We start from the raw sequence: 17,734 nt of genomic DNA on the forward strand, positions 1-17,734 counted from the left end.
TTTAAAAATTTTTATGTTCGGAGTACTTTATGAACATTAATATGTTGATGCAGCAAGCGCAGCGTATGCAGAAAGAAGTCGAAAGCAATGCCAAAAAGGCAAAAGAAGAACTTGCTCAAACTGAAGTGCATGCAGAAGCAGGCGGCGGTTTGGTTAAAGTGACCATGACTTGCCGCAATGTGGTAAAACGCATTGAAATCAGTCCGGACTTGCTGCAAGACGATGCAGACATGATTGAAGATTTGATTGCTGCAGCAATGAATGATGCTGCGCGTCAAGCAGAAGCGATTACTGAAGAAAAAATGAAATCTGCCAACTCTGGCATGGGCTTGCCGCCAGGCCTTGCTGGTTTGTTCTAAGGAAGAGCTGCGCATGTTTAGTGATCGTTTTGATCAGCTTGTTCAAGCATTGCGTATTCTGCCAAGCGTTGGGCCAAAGTCGGCCCAGCGGATGGCGTTGCACTTGATCATGAAGAATAAAGAGGGAGCTGTCGGTTTGGCGCATGCGCTGAATGAAGCCACCAGTTATATTCATGAGTGCTCCATTTGCCATTCCTTGACTGAAGATGAAGTCTGCAATATCTGCGTATCGCATGAACGTGATGATCAGATACTTTGCTTGGTTGAATCTCCAGCAGATGTGATGGCAATAGAACAAAGCGGCAGTTTTCGCGGTAAATACCATGTTTTAGGCGGGCACTTGTCTCCACTGGATGGTATCGGCCCCGATGAAATTGGAATTCCGTATTTGCTTCAGCGCTTGTCCGGCGGAAATGTCAAAGAAGTGATCCTTGCCACCAATGCTACCGTTGAAGGGCAAGCGACAGCGCATTATATTGTAGAAGCAGCCAAGCATTTGCCCGTGCAGATGACTCGAATTGCGCAAGGCGTTCCGCAGGGCGGAGAGCTTGAATATGTAGACAGCCATACTTTAAGCCAAGCGGTGCATAACCGGATGAGAATGAAGTAAGGCAGAATCTCAAAATATCATTTATTAATAGATTTTATGTATGACTGAATGATATTTTGACTTCAAAAACAACTATAATCGAAATGATATAGTGAATATATTTTATTTTTTATCGATAATTATAATATATCGGTTAATATAGCCGAAAAGAGCCTCTAGCAATAGCCTCAGCATTTATGTATCAATTTATCCATCAGCAGCCAGATCTGCAAAATGTACTCAATCTTATGGATCAAAGTCCGATTTACGGACTGGACACCGAATTTATCAAGGTAGATACGCTGTGGCCGAAATTAGGCGTTTTTCAGATAAATGTGAAGGGCAAAGTATATCTGCTGGATGGCGCTGCGCTGGATTTATCCGAATTTTGGAATAAGCTGTTTCAAGCAGAACAAAATGTTTTTCATGCCTGCAGTGAAGATATCGATTTAATTTATCATTATGCGCAGCATAAAACGCTGAAAAATGTATTTGATACCCAAGTCGGCATGTCTTTTTTAGGTCATGGCCTGCAAGTCAGCTATCAAAATGCTTTAAAAACCATGCTGGATGTGGATATTGAAAAAGATCAAACCCGTTCAGATTGGCTGGCGCGTCCATTGACGCCAGAACAGCTGATGTATGCAGCCAATGATGTGGAATACATCATGCGCCTTTCAGACAAGGTAAAAGCTGAATTGTCCCAAAAGCACCTGCTGGATTGCGTACTCGAAGACTGCCAAAATTTAACGCATGAAATTGGTGAAGAAACCCCAATTGCCATGCTTTATCATGATGTGGGCAATTACCGTAATTCACGCAAGCAGCTGATGCAGTTGCAGCAATTGGCTGTTTGGCGCGAGCAGATGGTGAAAGCGCTGAACCAGCCGCGAAGCTTTATTTTAAAGAATGCTACGATGCTGGATATGGTAGAGAAAAACCCGCGCAACCATTTTCAGCTGAGCACAATTAAAGGCATCCGTGCGAATATTGTGCGTGAACACGGCAAAACTATTCTTGATCTGCTGAAGTTTCTGCCTGAGCAGGAAGAGTGGCCGCTGCGTATGGCGCGGCCGATCCGCCATTCATCTAAAGATATTGCTGACCGTGTCGAGTCAGTCATTGCCAGCATTGCTGAAGAGACGTCAGTGCCTAAAGAAGTGCTGATGCGCAAAAAATGGCTGAATGCGCTGTATCAGCACGTGGTTTTTCATAATGATGAACAGGATTTGCCCGGGTATCTGTTGGGTTGGCGCTATGACATGCTCACGAAGCCGCTGATTGATGTGCTGCATTCCGACGAGTCATATTTGTCAAAGCAGATGAAAGTAATGGATTAAATTTGCAAATGATTGATTAAAGATCTAGCACTTATACAAATTCACGACTGATGCGTTAAGAATGGTTAATGTATCAGTCTTTTTTTTGTTGTATGCTTTGCCTTGAGTTTTATGAGTACTGATTCAAAATGCATTGTTCTATCTACAAATCGAGCAAAAAAGATGAAATGTATCTTTATGTTGCCCGTCCTGCTGAAAATGAAGCGGAAGCGTTCGATCCTTTAGAAGTTTTATCAGAGCCAGTTCGTGCGGCATTTGGCCGTGCAACATTTGTGATGCATTTGGAACTCAGTGAATCGCGTACTTTGGCGCGTGTAAATGTTATGCATGTGATTGATTCCTTAGAAACCAAAGGTTTTTTCCTGCAAATGCCTCCAGAAGGTTTGATTAATCCAAATGCCCCTGCGCCTGAAGGTCTGCGCGGTGCTTAAATCCATTCAGGAGTTGCGGAATGAATAGTTTATGGGCTGTATTGGACTCAATTCCTGAAGATAGCATTGCAATTACGGTTTATCTTCTAGGAAGCCTGATTATTCTGGCAAGCTGGTACGCCATTGCAAAACGCTTGCCTAAGCCTTTGGGCGGCATCACTTGGATTGTGGGGTTTGCTGTCTTATTAACCCCGACAGTTTCTGAAGGCAGTAATGCTTCAATTGCGCCGGCAATATTTGGTTTGTTGTTTGGTTTGTTAACCAAGGATCAGCCTTTGGTTTGGAGTAATTTGTCTTTAATCTTATTTGTGATTGGCATTGGCTTTGTGATTGGCTATTTCTGGTCAAAATTCAATGCAAATAAAATATCTATTTCACTAAACAAAAAAAGTTCACCACTTTAAGTAAAACAATAAGGGTTCGTATGTCTGTTGATGCTCAACACTTTTCTGGAACAGATCAGTACATTGCGACTGATAGCTTAAAACTTGCTGTGAAAGCAGCCCGCAGCCTGCAAAAGCCGCTTTTAGTCAAAGGCGAGCCGGGTACGGGTAAAACTTTGCTAGCAGAGCAGGTTGCACAAAGCTTAGGGCTTAAGCTGATCACTTGGCACATCAAATCAACAACGAAAGCGCAGCAAGGCTTGTATGAATACGACGCCGTATCACGCCTGCGTGACAGTCAATTGGGTGATGACCGCGTTTATGATATTAAAAACTACATTAAGCCAGGAAAGTTGTGGGAAGCTTTCACCAGCGAAGAGCGCTGTGTTTTGCTAATTGATGAAATTGACAAGGCTGACATCGAATTTCCAAATGATTTATTGCACGAACTGGACAAAATGTCGTTTTATGTCTATGAAACAGGCGAGACAATTACCGCGGTTCAGCGTCCAATTGTGATTATTACTTCAAATAATGAGAAGGAACTGCCAGATGCATTCTTGCGCCGCTGCTTCTTCCATTATATTGAATTTCCTGATGAAGCGACGATGCGCGAAATCATTGATGTGCATTTTGATAATATTTCAAGTGCGCTAGTGTCTGAAGCATTGCAGGTTTTCTTTAAATTACGTCAAATTCCGGGTTTAAAGAAACCCCCTTCAACATCTGAACTGATTGATTGGTTAAGTCTATTAATGGCGGATGATATGCCGGAAGATATTCTGCGCAATAAAGATAAATCGAAGTCTATTCCACCCCTGTACGGCGCGTTGATTAAGAATGAGCAAGATGTGCAGCTGCTGGAGCGTTTGGCATTTATGTCACGCCGTTAATTAGTGGATAAACTCTCTGTGTCTAAATAAAGCCGTCTAAAATTGACGGCTTTATTTTTGCCTATACAGTTATTTAAATGGGTCAATTTCACTGATTTGGCTTTATTGAATAAGTATATCGAGATTTTGTGACGCAATGGTCTATACGGAACTTTGGACTAGCCGGTTTTCTGAATGAGGTGGATGGCCTTCAGGCAGGCATAGAAGTCTTGCTGTTCATATTTTGAGGCATAAATTACGCTTAAATTGAAGGCTGTTTTACATAATCATCAATATGTAAAATGAAGATGGTTCTTATAAGAAAATCAAATTAATCAAAAACATATAATTAAGGATAGTGTGGATATTAACCTGAATTATAAAATTATTAATCATGAAAAAGTATGCAGAGGCAACACCGCAAGATCCTTTAACTGAAATTTTTTCTAATGTTTATTTATTGAGAGGCAGTATAAAAATTGGCCCATTGCTGCAAATGAATCGTAATATGGTGATAGTCAGAGATGGCAATGAACTTACGCTGATTAATGCTGTACGGCTTGATACTAAGAACTTAGAAAAACTGGATGAGTTAGGTGAGGTAAAAAATATTATCCGATTAGGCGACTTTCATGGCTTGGATGATCAATTTTATATTGATCAATACAAAGCAAATTTTTGGAGTCAAGAAAGCCATAGTAACTATGCAGAATTGCATCCGAACAAAGTGATTAACACAACAGCAAAATCACCTGTTCAAAACAGTAAGTTTTTTATTTTTGCGTCAGCAAAGTTTCCTGAAGCGGCTTTGTTTCTTGAAGATCACCAGTTGTTGATTACAACAGACAGTATCCAATACTGGAATGATTGGAAGCATATAAGCTTTCTGAGTAAAATTATTTTGTCTCTAATGGGGTTTCGCTTAGAGTTGTTTATCGGCGGCCCTTGGCTGAAGAGAGCCTCTAGGCAAAAAGGCAGTCTTGAGCATGACTTTAATCAGCTCTTGGCTTTGAATTTTACAAGTTTAGTCGCTGCTCATGGAAATGTTCTCAAACATAGCGCCAAAACAGAATTAGAAAAAGTTGTTTTTGAGGCATTTAAATGAATCTAAAATGAAGGTCATGCATTTTAGGTAGTGGTTTATATATCTATAGGTATCAATATCCTAGTTGATTATATTTTAGGTTTTAGCCTGCAGAGATGGTTTTTTATTAAGTTTTAAATTATGTGGTTGCTTATAGAATAACTTTTACTGTTTTGGTTAGTATCTTCAAGTGATGCTTCAAGTTGTTTCTTGAAAAAAACTTTTCTGAACATCCAGTGGCCGGTTTTAACTTTACTTCGATGTTTTGATTTTCGATAATGTCCAAAGTTAAATAGCTGCAGGAATAAAGGAGGGGGAATAATCCTTTAATTGCAGCAGAAAATTTTACAGATTCAATAATTTATATGAATGGAAATTATCCGCCATGTTTGTGCGATTGTTTTACACCTTGCGAAAATACGGCGTTCCTGTTTCGACGCGTGAGCTCATTGATCTGAATGAAGCGGTGGCTGCTGGTTTGGTTTTTGCTGACCAGGACGAGTTTTATCAGCTGGCGAAAACGGTTATGGTTAAAGATGAGCGCTTCTTTGATAAATTTGACCGCGCCATGAAAGACTATTTTGACGGTATCGCAACTTTTGATTTAGATGAACTATTGAATCAGGTACAGAAGCTGCCAAAAGACTGGTTTGATTTAGAGTTGCTGGAAAAGCATTTAACACCTGAACAGCGCGAAGAATTAAAGAAAGCCGGCTCGCTGGAAGAATTGATGAAAATGCTGGAAGAGCGCCTGCGTGAACAGCATAAAAAGCATCAAGGCGGCAATAAGATGATTGGAACGGGCGGTACCTCTCCGTTTGGCGCCTATGGCGATCATCCTGAAGGCTTGCGTATTGGCGGGCCGGGCCGTAAAAAGTCAGCTGTGAAAGTCTGGGAACAGCGTCAGTATCGGAATTTAGATGATGATCAAATTCTTGGCAGCCGTCAGATGCAAATGGCGTTGCGGCGTTTGCGTAAGTTTGCCCGTCAAGGTGCAGCAGATGAGCTGGATATTGACGGCACTATCCGCGAAACAGCCAAGCAGGGTATTTTAGACGTGCAGCTGGTGCCTGAGCGCCGTAACCGTATTAAAGTGCTGATGCTGTTTGATGTCGGCGGCTCAATGGATTCACATATTGCACAATGTGAAAAGCTTTTTAGCGCAGCAAAAACAGAATTTAAGACCTTAGAGTATTTTTATTTCCATAATTGCTTATATGACTATGTTTGGAAAGATAATGTCCGTCGCTCCAATACCCGTATGAACACGTGGGATTTATTCAATACCTATGGGCGGGATTACCGTGTGATTGTCGTGGGTGATGCCAGTATGGCGCCCTATGAAGTCACTTCCGCGGGCGGTTCCGTTGAATATATGAATGACGAATCTGGGCAGGTTTGGCTGCATCGCCTGCGTCAGCATTTTGACAAAACAGCTTGGCTGAATCCTGAAGAAGAAAATTACTGGCATTACACGCATACCATTGGCTTAATTAAACAAATCTTTGAAGATCATATGTTCCCAATGACGCTAAAAGGCATTGAAGATATGACGAAATATTTAGCACGCTGATTCCATTTTTCTATCAGTCATTTTATCTATTGTTATTAGTGCTTTAAAGTAGTTTATTTTAGTATATGGCTGTAAATTAATGAATTTAGGCTCGAATAAAGGGATAAGCATGGAACAGGAAATTAATGGTATCGCGTTACCGAATGCGGAAGGCTTTTTCGGCGCATATGGCGGTCAGTTTATCCCGCCAGATTTAAAGCAGGCAATGGATGATATAAATGCCGCTTACGAGCAAATTCGACATACGGCAGAGTTTCAAAATGAATTGAACGATTTGTTTGCCAATTATGTCGGCCGTCCAAGCCCGCTGTTTCATGCTAAACGTTTGTCAGATCAATTGGGCGGCGCGCAAATTTATTTAAAACGCGAAGATTTAAACCATACTGGCGCGCATAAAATTAATCACTGCCTAGGCGAAGCGCTGTTGGCAAAATATATGGGTAAAACCAAGGTAATTGCGGAAACAGGCGCAGGGCAGCATGGTGTAGCCTTGGCAACAGCTTGCGCATTGGTTGGAATCCCTTGTGAAATTCATATGGGACAGGTGGATATTGAAAAAGAGCATCCGAATGTTGTGAAAATGAAGATTTTAGGTGCAAACCTTATTTCTGTCACACGCGGTACAGCGACTTTAAAAGATGCTGTTGACAGTGCATTTGAAGAATATTTAAAAGATCCGAAAAATTATATTTATGCAATTGGTTCTGTTGTAGGGCCACATCCATTCCCGATGATGGTGCGTGATTTTCAGGCGATTATTGGCAAAGAAATTAAAGAGCAAACTCACGAGCGCTTTGGTGCAAATCCAGACTATGTTGTTGCTTGTGTGGGCGGCGGTTCTAATGCGCTGGGTGCCTTTACGGCATTTCTAAATGAAAAGGACGTGAAGCTGGTTGGGGTGGAGCCTGCTGGCCATGGTCTAGACACTAATATGCATTCTGCTACGCTGACGCTTGGCAAGCCAAGTCAAATACATGGTATGGCGTGTTATGTGCTGGAAGATGATCAAGGTGAGCCTTTACCGGTGCATTCAATTGCTTCTGGATTGGACTATCCTGGTGTGGGGCCGCAGCACAGCTTGCTGAAAGATTTAGGCCGGGTTGAATATACCTCTGCAACAGATCAAGAATGTTTAGATGCCTTTATGACGCTCTCACGGGTAGAGGGGATTGTTCCAGCCTTGGAAAGTGCTCATGCTGTGGCTTGGGCCATACGTGAAGCGCCAAAATTAAGTACAGCTGTTAAAATTGTAGTCAATGTCTCAGGCCGCGGGGATAAAGATGCCGATTATGTCGCAGGGAAATTAGGTTTGAATTAAGCCTTAGCGGCTGGATTTGAAACGGAAGGATCTCAGTTAAAAACTGGGATTTTTTTATTTTATGGCTTAATTAAGCGAGCGGATTGCGAGTAATTCATGAGAGTGTATTGGCCGGAATTAGGGGTATTTGGTTTGTAATTCTAGGCAATAAATGTGAATGTACTATTTTATCATTTCAATGTAATTACATTGTGCTGTAATGTGCTTGTTGAATTAAAAATCCCCTTAAACTCAGGGGATTTTTAATTTCAGATGGTTTATTTGGTATGCCTTTAGCCTGAAATATATTGCTGCAGCTGATCAATCAGTTTCTTTTGGTCTTCCATCGCGGCTTTAACCAAATCACCAATGGAAATAAGCCCAATCAATTGATCATTTTCAACGACAGGCAGGTGCCGCAGATGGTTATCTGTCATTAAGTCCAAACAGTCTTCTACAGTGGCTGCGCGGGTAATCGTTAAAACCCGTTCAGTCATAATTTCATTCACTGTGGTGTTGAATGAAGTCCGCTCCATCAGCGCAATTTTACGTGTATAGTCACGTTCCGAAAGAATTCCGACGACAGTATTTTCATGTGTTACGACCAGCGCGCCAATCCCTTTATCCGCCATAATGGAGATCGCTTTTAATACCGTAGCATCTGGCGCAATGGTATAAATGGCTTGCTGCGGTTTATTATTCAATACTTGAGCAACGGTAGTCATTGTGGCGTGTCCCTTAAAGTTATTATTTGTTTTAACTTAACGCGAATAACAGAAAAAGCAAATACTGCAGCGTTCATTATTTTAAAATTGCAATAAATAATGTGATGCTACGCAAAACTTGCTGTCTGCGGGTTGAAAAAGAAATGGCGCATGAGCTGTGTTGAAAGTTTCAGCTTTTTGTGGCTTGTTGCATTGTAAAGCGCAGGTGTAACTTTGAGCCGGGTCAGGGTTGGCATTAAAGAGTTTTCGAAATCTGCCGGCGTAATTTTTTGGGGCTGATAGTTGGGCCAATGCTTTTTCGCATATTTGTGCGCTTGCAAGCCATTCAGCCAAAAAGGGAAGATAAAATCATCGCCATCTTTGGTCATGGCCCAGCCTTCATGGTAGAGGCCCCACAAAACACCGCAGTACATCATGGTTTTTAAAATGGTTATTTTAAAAAATAGATCTTTAGAAATCGGGTGCAATTGATTGAACTTTGTCATTGGCAGTGTTCTGCTGTAGTTTTCTCTATTTTAAAAAAATTAGATTAAATTACTGTGTAAGCTTTGCTGAAAATCGTAAGCAAATATATTGGCTTGGCAATTTTCAGCCATTCTCTAGCTTCATTTTATTTTTAAAACTGGGGAATGTTAAAGCGCATGAATATTTAGGTGTAAAAAACGCCACCTAGGTGACGTTTGCTTATGCTTGCAATGTGGCCATTTTCTGCCAGTATTGCGCTTTGAGTGAATCACGTTCTACGCGGAAACCTTGATAATAAAGTTCTGCGAGGAACAATGCTGCTTTACCATGCCCAGCACGCGCTGCGCTTTCCAATTCTTCAACAGCATCAACAAAATTCATTTGAGATTGAATGGTATTTACTGCCGTTGCGTACACATGCTCTAAGTCATGATGAGAGATTTGTTGCATCATATTAAAGTTACTCCTTATTCTAATTATGCTTACATCTGCCTACTTCAGATAGGTGCCTATTTCGCCCTATCAATAACTACTATAGTTAAGTATTGTTAAAGTAATATTACATTTAAGGTGAAATGTCAACAAAATATGCAAATGTTCCACCATGATTCTTAGTTTACATGATTAAACAATGAACAATTAGAATTTTTATTAATATGATTAGATAAGAAGACGTTAACAATAAGGAGAAGGATGATGAGCAGAATTTTAGACGGTTTGACTTTTGATATGCCTCCTACGGCAGAACAGGTTGTGGCTTTAGCGCATTTGCATAGGCAAAAGCTGGATGAAGCTATTTTTCATCAAGAAATTCATTTAGGACATTTTGGTTTGGCCCAGCGCAAGCGGGTATATGATTTTACCCGTGAGTTAGATCCTGCACAGCGTGAAGATTTTTATGACATGTATAATGGCGAACTGCTGCGTATTGCGGACGATGATGATTTGCATCCAGCGCAAGCAGAAGGCGGCGTCAGTATCTTTGCTGTCGTCATTGTTATGGCGATCATTGCGCTGATTCTGTATTTTGCGGTTATTCAAAGGCTCCTTAGCAGTTAATCGCTGAGTCAGCCGGTATTGCCTTTGGTCGAGCAGGGTTGACTGGGCGGTTTGGATGAGAAATAAACAGGCTGACTTGAACTTCTTGAAGCGCAGCCATACACTACTTTGAATTCGAGGTAGTGTATGGCTATTGACTTAAAGCGCATTTTTAAAAGTATTCTTCAATTTAAATCAAAAATACGGCTGGAGCAGGTCTATAACATATTTATCAGTTTCATCATCCTGCTGATTCTTGTTTTGGGTTTACTGGCCTTAAACCGTCCAATTTCGGTCGAAAAATTTCATAATGTACTTAAAATTTCTGAACAGCAAAACTGTCCGGAATCTCAAAACTCAGCTTTGGCGCTTAGCCAGCAGCGGGAAATAAAAATGGGGCAATATCTTAAGTTGATGCATGCCTATCATGCTGAGACAGAACGGGCCCATCAGCTTCCGGCACAGGTGCTGGAGCAGCCTTAGGCGGAAGTGTTGACTTGGGTTCGCCAGCAGGGATGTTTTCTTTAGGAGTTAAATTGCCCTGCAGGATGTCATTTAATTCTATTTTATTCAGCTCTTTGCTCACGACAATCAATGTCATTTGATCTGGATGCAATTGCCTGCGGATTGCATTCTGTACATCTTCAGCAGTAATTTTCTCCAGCAGTTTAGGGTATTGATCTAAATAGTCTGCGGAGTGATGATAAAAGCCCAGCAAGCCCAGCTGTGAGTTGATTGAGCTGTTGCTGCTGTAGTTGTTTGGATAAGCGCGCAGCATGCCGGCTTTAACCTCTTCAAGCTGTTTACGGTCTATTGGCTGCTGTACAAAATCTGTCAGTGCTTTATGCGCGACACGAATGCTGTCTATCAGCTGGTCTTGGCGTGTTGAATAGCTAAAGCTGAATGTCCCGGGAGACTGGCTGAAGCTGAATGCGCTGTAAGCGCCATAGACATAACCGCGCTTTACCCGAAGTTCTTGCATGAGTACAGAATTGAATCCGCCGCCGCCAAATATTTTGTTGCCAATTTCCAGCGCTAAACGGTCAGGATCATTTCTTGTAGTTCCCAGTTGTCCAAACATCACATGCGCCTGTGTGGAACTGTAAGGCATATGTACAATATTCAGTGTCTTTTTGATTGCAGGATTTGGCAGATCCTGCGCTTTTTCACCCTGTCTTAAATTGCCCGCAATGCGTTCAGAAAGTTTCAGCGCTTCTTTAGTAGACAGTTTTCCGGTAATGGCGATATTCATATTTTGCGCCACAATAAACTTATCCCGGAATTGCTTGAGGTATTCAGGCGTAATTTTTTTGAGACTGCCGTTGGTGCCCGTTATGGGCTCTGCATAAGGGTGCTGCCCATAAATTTCACGATAAAATCGAATGCCCATTAAGCGGCTGGGGTTTTCCTGCAGCTGTTTTTGTCCTATTTGCGAGTTGCTGCGTGACATATTGATGCTGCTGTTTTTAAAAGTGGCATTGCTGAGCACCTCCATCATCATGGCCAGCGCCGGTTCAAGTTTTTGAGGGTCTGATAGCACTCTTAGCTTGACAATAAACATGTCGCGATAAGATTGAATGCGGAACTGCGCGCCGCTTTGTTCAAAAGCGCTGGCGATTTGGTTGGCAGTAAATCTCTCAGTACCTTCATCCATCAGGCCTGCTGCCATATTGGAAAGACCGTATAGCCCTTTGCCGACTTCTAAATCCCGTGCTGAACCTGCATTGAAGGTCAATTGTATATCCACCATGGGCAAATCTTGAGATTCGACAAATAAGGTGCGTACCTTATAGCGGTTTTTTAAGTCATGAACATAAGGCGCATGCGTTTCCAGCTGTTTCAGATTATGCAGGCTTTGCAGGACAGGAATGGACTGCAGCTGGCTTGGATTGTCATTAATATCCGGTTCGGTATTTAAATAGCTGTCTGTCTGTTCGGCAAAAATTGCAGATGAACAGGCAAACATGGCGATAAAAATGATGGCGGTTTTATGGTGCATGAGGCTGTCCATTATTTGGCTTTATTTTCAGGGGTCAGATATAAAGTGCTTAGGTTGTCTTTGATAAAGTAAGCATTTGCGACACGCTGGATATCTTGAGGGCTGACATTTTCATAATGTTTTGGAAGCTCATCCATTAAGCGGTAACTCAAGCCGTTGACTTCTAAATTGCCAATCATTTTTGCCTGACCAGTAATATCATCCTGACTGTAAATTAAGCTGGAAATAAATCGGGTGGAGATACGCGAGACTTCAGCAGGATCAACCAGTTCATTCTTAAGCAGATCAATTTCGGTCTGAATGGCTTTTTGAGCATCTTGAAGAGACGTGCCGTCGGCAGGCAAAGCTGAAATAGAGAATAAACTGTCACCGCGGTTATACGGGTCATAAGATGCGCTGATGGCAGTCAGCAGTTTTTTGTCGCGGACTAAGCGGTCTTGAAGGCGGGATGAAATGCCGCTGTCTAAGATGCTGCGGATAATATTCAGCGCATAAGCATCTTGAGGGTCTTTTGCGGTGGCCAGCGAACGGACATTCCATGCCATGTATAAATTCGGCACTTGCACTGCGGATTCAATTTCCATATGCCGGTAGCCTATGCGTTCAAACTCCAGAACATCATTGCGGGGCGGTATTTTTTTGGCGGCAATATCTCCGAAATATTTTTGAACCTGACGGATGGCTGCTTCTGATTCAACATCGCCCACAATCACTAAGACAGCATTATTAGGCGTATACCATTCTCTGTACCATGTTTTTAGATCATCCAGCTGAATGTTCTGCAGGTTTTTCATGTGTCCAATCACGGGTTGCCGGTAATGGCTGGTTGGATAGGCAATCCATTTGAAGCGTTCGAAGGCTAAAGCACGGGGGCTGTCATCGGTACGCAGCCGACGCTCTTCCATGACGACTTTCATTTCAGGCTCGAAGTCCTGCTGGCGCAGCAGCAGATTGCTCATGCGGTCCGCTTCAAGCTCAAGCGCCATTGGGAAATAGGTTTTGGGGTAAAGCTGGTAATAATTGGTGTAATTGGTGAAAGTGGCTGCATTGATGCTGCCGCCGTAAATCCGGCTGAGGCGGGTGAATTCATCTTTGGGCACTTTGTTGGTGCCTTTGAACATCATGTGCTCAAGAGCGTGAGAAATACCGAGCAGATTTCCGGATTCGTCACTGCTGCCCACTTTGTACCAAATTTGCGTCATCACCATAGGTGAGCGGTGGTCTTCTCGAATAATGACTTTTAATCCATTTTTCAAGGTGGTTTCAAACGTGGTTCGAGCTAACTGACCGCGTGTATCTGCATGTAAATTAGAACTCAGCATGCATAAGCTGAGAAAACCGGCAGATAAAATCTGAAAATTAAAAAAACTAAAATGTGTGCTGCAGATTATATTTTTGGACATGGAATCCCAAATAAAGCTCATGATTTCATTCTATTCTTTAGAATCTGTAATTTGAACGCAAGTTCAGGTTGTTGTTTTTTGGTGTGTTGGGGTTCAAGCCGTGCTGAAAAGCTCAAAAATAAAGAACTTATGCTAGAATCAGCTTTTTTAACGCAATGCTTTTCAAGGATTCGGCATGCAACAGCAATCTAATGGGCAGAATAATTTTTTGATTGATGCTGATATCGGAGATGATGATGTCACATTACCGAGTTTACCTGCGGTAAATGTGCCAATCATCGAGACTCCAGAAGAACACGCTTCTGTTTCTGAGCCTGTAGCATCAGAAATACCGCAGCAGGAAGATATGCAGTCTAAAGGCGGTTTCTTTGGCCGTATGAAAGAAGGCCTAACGAAGACCCGCAAAAACTTTACGGACGGCATGGTGAATATCCTGATCGGCGGTAAAGAAATTGATGATGAGTTGCTGGAAGAAGTTGAAGAGCAGCTTTTGGTTGCTGATATTGGTGTGGAAGCCACCAAAACGATTATTGCAAATTTAACTGAGCGTACTGAACGCGGTGATTTGATTTATTCGCACTCTTTGTATAAGGCGCTTCAGGAAGAATTGGTGGCATTGCTTGCACCGCGTGTAAAGCCTTTGCATATCGATCCAAATAAAAATCCGTATGTAATTTTAGTTGTCGGTGTAAACGGTGTCGGTAAAACCACGACTATTGGCAAATTGGCCAAGCGTTTGCAGGGCGAAGGCAAAAAGGTCATGCTGGCTGCGGGTGATACATTCCGTGCAGCCGCGACAGAACAGCTGCAAATTTGGGGCGAGCGCAATAATATCGCTGTTGTTTCTCAAGGCCACGGTGCAGACAGTGCTTCAGTCATTTTTGATGCATTTGAAAGTGCGCGCGCTAAAGGTGTGGATGTGCTGATTGCCGATACTGCAGGCCGGCTGCACAATAAGAGTAACTTAATGCAGGAATTGACTAAAGTTAAACGGGTGATGCAGAAAATTGATGCGACTGCTCCGCATGAAGTGATGCTGGTGGTCGATGCAGGTACGGGGCAAAACGCAATTAATCAGGTGGAAATGTTTGATGAAGCGGTCGGTTTAACAGGGATTACCATTACCAAGCTGGACGGTACTGCTAAAGGCGGGGTCTTGTTTAATATTGCTAGCCGTACACACGTGCCGATTCGCTTTATTGGCGTTGGCGAAAAAATTGACGATTTACGCCCATTTTCTGCAAAATCATTTGTTGCAGCATTGTTTGAAACTGAAAAATAGCAGCAATGGCTGTAAATTAGAATAATGTGTGATAAATCACACAAACTCCGCCAAGTGCGGAGTTTTTTGTTTTTAGTTATAACTGTTTGATTTAAAAAGCATCATAAGAGGGAGATAAGCGAATTAACTGACTGATAACTTTATTAGAATAAAGAAAATAATGAGTTGTTTATTAATTTTAGATATCTGGGGATCGTGATGGAATTATTAAATAAAATAGGTCATGTGCTGACTGCAGATTTGACAAAAGATTTTAAATTTAAAAAGAAGCAAACTGAGGGGCTAACTGAAATAACATTTGTCGATCAGCTTAAAAAAAGACGAAGCATTTATAAATTGGGGAAAAAGGTTCATTTCAGCCAAGCATATATTGCAGAACTTATTCAGGAATCAGTACGGAGCTGTCCATCTGCGTTTAACGCGCAGAGTACCCGAATTGCTGTGCTGTTTGGGGAATCCCACCAGCAGTTTTGGAATATCGCAAAGGAAGTACAGAAACGTAATGTACCGAATGCTATTTTTGAAAGTGTGGCAATGAAAATCGATCAGTGCGCGAATGCATTTGGCACCGTACTGTTTTATGAGGATCAGGAGGTTATTCAGCAGCTGCAGAAAAAAATGCCGATCAGTGCCGCTGATTTCCCCGTTTGGTCAGAACAAACCTCAGGCATGGCGCAATTTGCAGTATGGACTGCGTTGGCTGATTCTGGAATGGGGGCTTCTTTGCAGCACTATAACCCAGTGATTGATATTGCAGTAGCCGATCATTACAGTATTTCGCCGCATTGGTTAATGTGGGCGCAACTGGTCTTTGGGTCAATTGAAGAGAAGGCGGCAGAAAAAGAAGAACAGGAAGATTATGACAAATTCCGTGTTTATGCGTAAATACAAATAAAAAAATTGAAACGAGTTAGTTGGCGCTGGCTCTTAATATTGGGTTTTTATGGCTTGCGCTGTAATCTTCTGCCAGCTGTTCTATATATAAGACACAATGTCATAGTTTTAGTCATGTGATTGTTAAAGGTTTAGCATATGATAAATTCATCAGATGAAAGCAGCTGAAAACAAGAACGAGGTTTTAATATGTCATTTCTAGATCAAATAAAGCAGCGCCGTACCATTTATGCAATCGGCAAAAATATTGCGCAAGAACAGAGTGCAATAGAGCAAATAATTCAAGATGCTGTGCGCCATAGCCCTTCTGCATTCAACTCGCAAACGTCGCGTGTTGTCACGCTATATGGCGCATCGCATACAAAATTTTGGAATATTGTTCGTGAGGCTTTACGTAAAATTGTGCCTGCAGAGGCATTTGCAAATACCGATGCAAAAATCAGCAGCTTTGAGGCAGGTTTTGGAACGGCACTTTTTTACGAAGATCAAGATACAGTAAAAGCATTGCAGGAGCAGTTCGCCTTGTATGCTGATAATTTTCCTGTGTGGTCTGAACATTCTACGGGAATAGCTCAATTTGCAGTTTGGACCGCGCTGGCAGAACATGATATTGGTGCATCTTTACAGCACTATAATCCTATTATCGATGATGAGGTTGCGGCCGCTTTTGATATTCCAGCCAGCTGGAAGTTACGTGCTCAATTGGTATTTGGTTCAATTGAAGCGCCAGCGGGTGAAAAAACGTTTATAGAAAACCATGAGCGTTTTAAAAGCTTTAATTGATTAGAATGTTTCAAAATTACTGTACAAATTTAACAAGGGCGCTTAGGCGCTCTTTTTAATACTATGCGATTTAAAACAGATTGATTGATGTAAAAAATTATTCTAAATCCCCGCTGTCATCAAAGTGTCATTCATGCATAGCAGTATGCATGAAACTTGGAAATGAATGAGTGGCGTATATGCCTTTAAGATTTACTGCAATAATTTCAGCATTGGTGATCAGCAGCACTGCATTTTCTGCAGTTACAGTAAAAGTTCCAGAAGAAATTAAAATTGTCGCTGTCAATGATCAAGAAGTCAGCAGCGGCCTATTAGCAAAAAGCCAATACAAAATTAAAGCTGGAGAAAATACTATCAATGTGCGTTATTCTGGGTATTTTCAGCATGCTGATAATTCGCATGATATTCTCAAATCAGGCATTGTTGCATTAAAAACACCTGCACTAGTAGATGGTGAAACCTATCGATTGGCACTGATTCACGCGCCACAAGATTTTGATGAAGCGCAAAAATATAAGGATCAGCCTATTTTTGGGCTATATAACAAGGAAAATAAACTGCTTGTACAGCAGGCGGGCACTAAGTCAGAACAAAAAAATTGGTTCAGTGATGCGCTCTTTAATAATCAATCTGATGATTTGACTAATGATAAGGCAGTAGTCAACCAAACTGCCGCTATTCAGTCAGTATCTGCTTCAGGGAATCAAGAGCAGCCGCTGATTCACTTATGGCAGCAGTCCTCTAAGGCTGAGCGCCAGGAATTTATGGCTTGGGTCGCAGAGCAATCAAACTGATATAACTGTTAACTTTGTAATGTGCACCCTTAATGAGCCAGCTTCTGCTGGCTTTTTTATATGAGGGAGAGAAAAAGCCTGCAATCATAAGTGTGAGAAAGTGTAAAAAGACTAGAAAAATAGACTGATTTAAGCTAGAAATACTCTTTTAGGCTAAAAAATAAACATTAGAGCGGTCTTTTCTAAAATTAATGAGGAAAAGGGTTGCGCTAGTATTTTTTATGTATAGAATAGCCCACATCAACACGGAAAGCGCGACGTAGAGTTGCTGATTTCAAGTGTTGTTCTTAATACTGACGAGGTATTAAGAAGATCATTAAGAGATTATGAAGAACAACTTGTGTGGATTTTTACTGGTTGATCGATCGAAATTATTTTCATTGATTGATGGTAGAAATTACTCGAAGTTTATTTGAGAAATAT

Annotated in this window: 20 protein-coding genes; 15 read left to right on the forward strand and 5 right to left on the reverse strand. The window is 41.7% G+C overall.

The window, feature by feature from the left end; genetic code table 11:
• Positions 1 to 29: 29 nt before the first annotated feature.
• The 9 genes from AZH43_RS16670 (at position 30) to trpB (ending at position 7,949) form a co-directional block, all read left to right on the forward strand.
• Positions 30 to 359, forward strand: coding sequence for a YbaB/EbfC family nucleoid-associated protein (locus AZH43_RS16670; RefSeq protein ID WP_067672162.1), 330 nt, complete (start codon positions 30 to 32; stop codon positions 357 to 359).
• A 13-nt stretch (positions 360 to 372) separates the two neighbouring features.
• The gene (recR, locus tag AZH43_RS16675; RefSeq protein ID WP_067672165.1) at positions 373 to 969 is read left to right on the forward strand and encodes a recombination mediator RecR; all 597 of its coding nucleotides are present in this window, start codon (positions 373 to 375) and stop codon (positions 967 to 969) included.
• A 176-nt stretch (positions 970 to 1,145) separates the two neighbouring features.
• On the forward strand, positions 1,146 to 2,288 hold the full coding sequence (locus AZH43_RS16680; protein ID WP_067672168.1) for a ribonuclease D: 1,143 nt from the start codon (positions 1,146 to 1,148) through the stop codon (positions 2,286 to 2,288).
• A 128-nt stretch (positions 2,289 to 2,416) separates the two neighbouring features.
• Entirely contained in the window at positions 2,417 to 2,719 is a 303-nt protein-coding gene (locus tag AZH43_RS16685) for a YcgL domain-containing protein (RefSeq protein WP_067672171.1), read from the forward strand.
• Positions 2,720 to 2,739: 20 nt separating this feature from the next.
• The gene (locus AZH43_RS16690) at positions 2,740 to 3,123 is read left to right on the forward strand and encodes a hypothetical protein (RefSeq protein ID WP_067672174.1); all 384 of its coding nucleotides are present in this window, start codon (positions 2,740 to 2,742) and stop codon (positions 3,121 to 3,123) included.
• A 20-nt stretch (positions 3,124 to 3,143) separates the two neighbouring features.
• On the forward strand, positions 3,144 to 3,995 hold the full coding sequence (locus tag AZH43_RS16695) for an AAA family ATPase (RefSeq protein WP_067672177.1): 852 nt from the start codon (positions 3,144 to 3,146) through the stop codon (positions 3,993 to 3,995).
• Between the two features lie 373 nt (positions 3,996 to 4,368).
• Positions 4,369 to 5,079, forward strand: a complete 711-nt coding sequence (locus tag AZH43_RS16700) for a hypothetical protein (protein ID WP_081406849.1) — start codon at positions 4,369 to 4,371, stop codon at positions 5,077 to 5,079.
• A gap of 364 nt (positions 5,080 to 5,443) precedes the next feature.
• The gene (locus tag AZH43_RS16705) at positions 5,444 to 6,631 is read left to right on the forward strand and encodes a vWA domain-containing protein (protein ID WP_067672184.1); all 1,188 of its coding nucleotides are present in this window, start codon (positions 5,444 to 5,446) and stop codon (positions 6,629 to 6,631) included.
• A gap of 109 nt (positions 6,632 to 6,740) precedes the next feature.
• The gene (gene trpB, locus AZH43_RS16710) at positions 6,741 to 7,949 is read left to right on the forward strand and encodes a tryptophan synthase subunit beta (protein ID WP_067672225.1); all 1,209 of its coding nucleotides are present in this window, start codon (positions 6,741 to 6,743) and stop codon (positions 7,947 to 7,949) included.
• Between the two features lie 272 nt (positions 7,950 to 8,221).
• Here the strand turns inward: trpB and AZH43_RS16715 are convergent, their stop codons facing one another.
• The 3 genes from AZH43_RS16715 to AZH43_RS16725 form a co-directional block, all read right to left on the reverse strand.
• A complete protein-coding gene (locus tag AZH43_RS16715) occupies positions 8,222 to 8,653 on the reverse strand; it encodes a CBS domain-containing protein (protein ID WP_067672187.1) in 432 nt (143 codons plus the stop codon).
• A gap of 107 nt (positions 8,654 to 8,760) precedes the next feature.
• The gene (locus AZH43_RS16720) at positions 8,761 to 9,138 is read right to left on the reverse strand and encodes a DUF2750 domain-containing protein (RefSeq protein ID WP_067672190.1); all 378 of its coding nucleotides are present in this window, start codon (positions 9,136 to 9,138) and stop codon (positions 8,761 to 8,763) included.
• Between the two features lie 199 nt (positions 9,139 to 9,337).
• Complete coding sequence (locus tag AZH43_RS16725) at positions 9,338 to 9,571, reverse strand: SEL1-like repeat protein (RefSeq protein WP_067672193.1); 234 nt, start codon at positions 9,569 to 9,571, stop codon at positions 9,338 to 9,340.
• 243 nt (positions 9,572 to 9,814) lie between these two features.
• On the opposite strand from AZH43_RS16725, the gene AZH43_RS16730 reads away from it, so the two are divergent.
• Positions 9,815 to 10,177, forward strand: coding sequence for a hypothetical protein (locus AZH43_RS16730; RefSeq protein ID WP_067672196.1), 363 nt, complete (start codon positions 9,815 to 9,817; stop codon positions 10,175 to 10,177).
• Between the two features lie 126 nt (positions 10,178 to 10,303).
• A complete protein-coding gene (locus AZH43_RS16735; RefSeq protein ID WP_067672199.1) occupies positions 10,304 to 10,639 on the forward strand; it encodes a hypothetical protein in 336 nt (111 codons plus the stop codon).
• Here the strand turns inward: AZH43_RS16735 and AZH43_RS16740 are convergent.
• Positions 10,563 to 12,155, reverse strand: coding sequence for a M16 family metallopeptidase (locus AZH43_RS16740; RefSeq protein ID WP_067672228.1), 1,593 nt, complete (start codon positions 12,153 to 12,155; stop codon positions 10,563 to 10,565). The genes AZH43_RS16735 and AZH43_RS16740 overlap by 77 nt on opposite strands.
• Positions 12,156 to 12,166: 11 nt before the next feature.
• Positions 12,167 to 13,477, reverse strand: a complete 1,311-nt coding sequence (locus AZH43_RS16745) for a M16 family metallopeptidase (protein WP_227509840.1) — start codon at positions 13,475 to 13,477, stop codon at positions 12,167 to 12,169.
• A gap of 256 nt (positions 13,478 to 13,733) precedes the next feature.
• Between AZH43_RS16745 and ftsY the strand changes: the two genes are divergently transcribed.
• The 4 genes from ftsY (at position 13,734) to AZH43_RS16765 (ending at position 17,311) form a co-directional block, all read left to right on the forward strand.
• The gene (gene ftsY, locus AZH43_RS16750) at positions 13,734 to 14,840 is read left to right on the forward strand and encodes a signal recognition particle-docking protein FtsY (protein WP_067672202.1); all 1,107 of its coding nucleotides are present in this window, start codon (positions 13,734 to 13,736) and stop codon (positions 14,838 to 14,840) included.
• A gap of 198 nt (positions 14,841 to 15,038) precedes the next feature.
• A complete protein-coding gene (locus AZH43_RS16755) occupies positions 15,039 to 15,725 on the forward strand; it encodes a nitroreductase family protein (RefSeq protein WP_067672205.1) in 687 nt (228 codons plus the stop codon).
• Between the two features lie 198 nt (positions 15,726 to 15,923).
• Positions 15,924 to 16,517 (forward strand): nitroreductase family protein, encoded by a 594-nt coding sequence (locus tag AZH43_RS16760; RefSeq protein ID WP_067672207.1) that lies wholly within the window; start codon positions 15,924 to 15,926, stop codon positions 16,515 to 16,517.
• A 179-nt stretch (positions 16,518 to 16,696) separates the two neighbouring features.
• Positions 16,697 to 17,311 (forward strand): DUF2057 family protein, encoded by a 615-nt coding sequence (locus AZH43_RS16765; RefSeq protein WP_067672210.1) that lies wholly within the window; start codon positions 16,697 to 16,699, stop codon positions 17,309 to 17,311.
• The last annotated feature ends 423 nt before the right edge of the window (positions 17,312 to 17,734 follow it).

This window comes from Acinetobacter pragensis (assembly GCF_001605895.1).
Classification (GTDB): Bacteria; Pseudomonadota; Gammaproteobacteria; order Pseudomonadales; family Moraxellaceae; genus Acinetobacter; species Acinetobacter pragensis.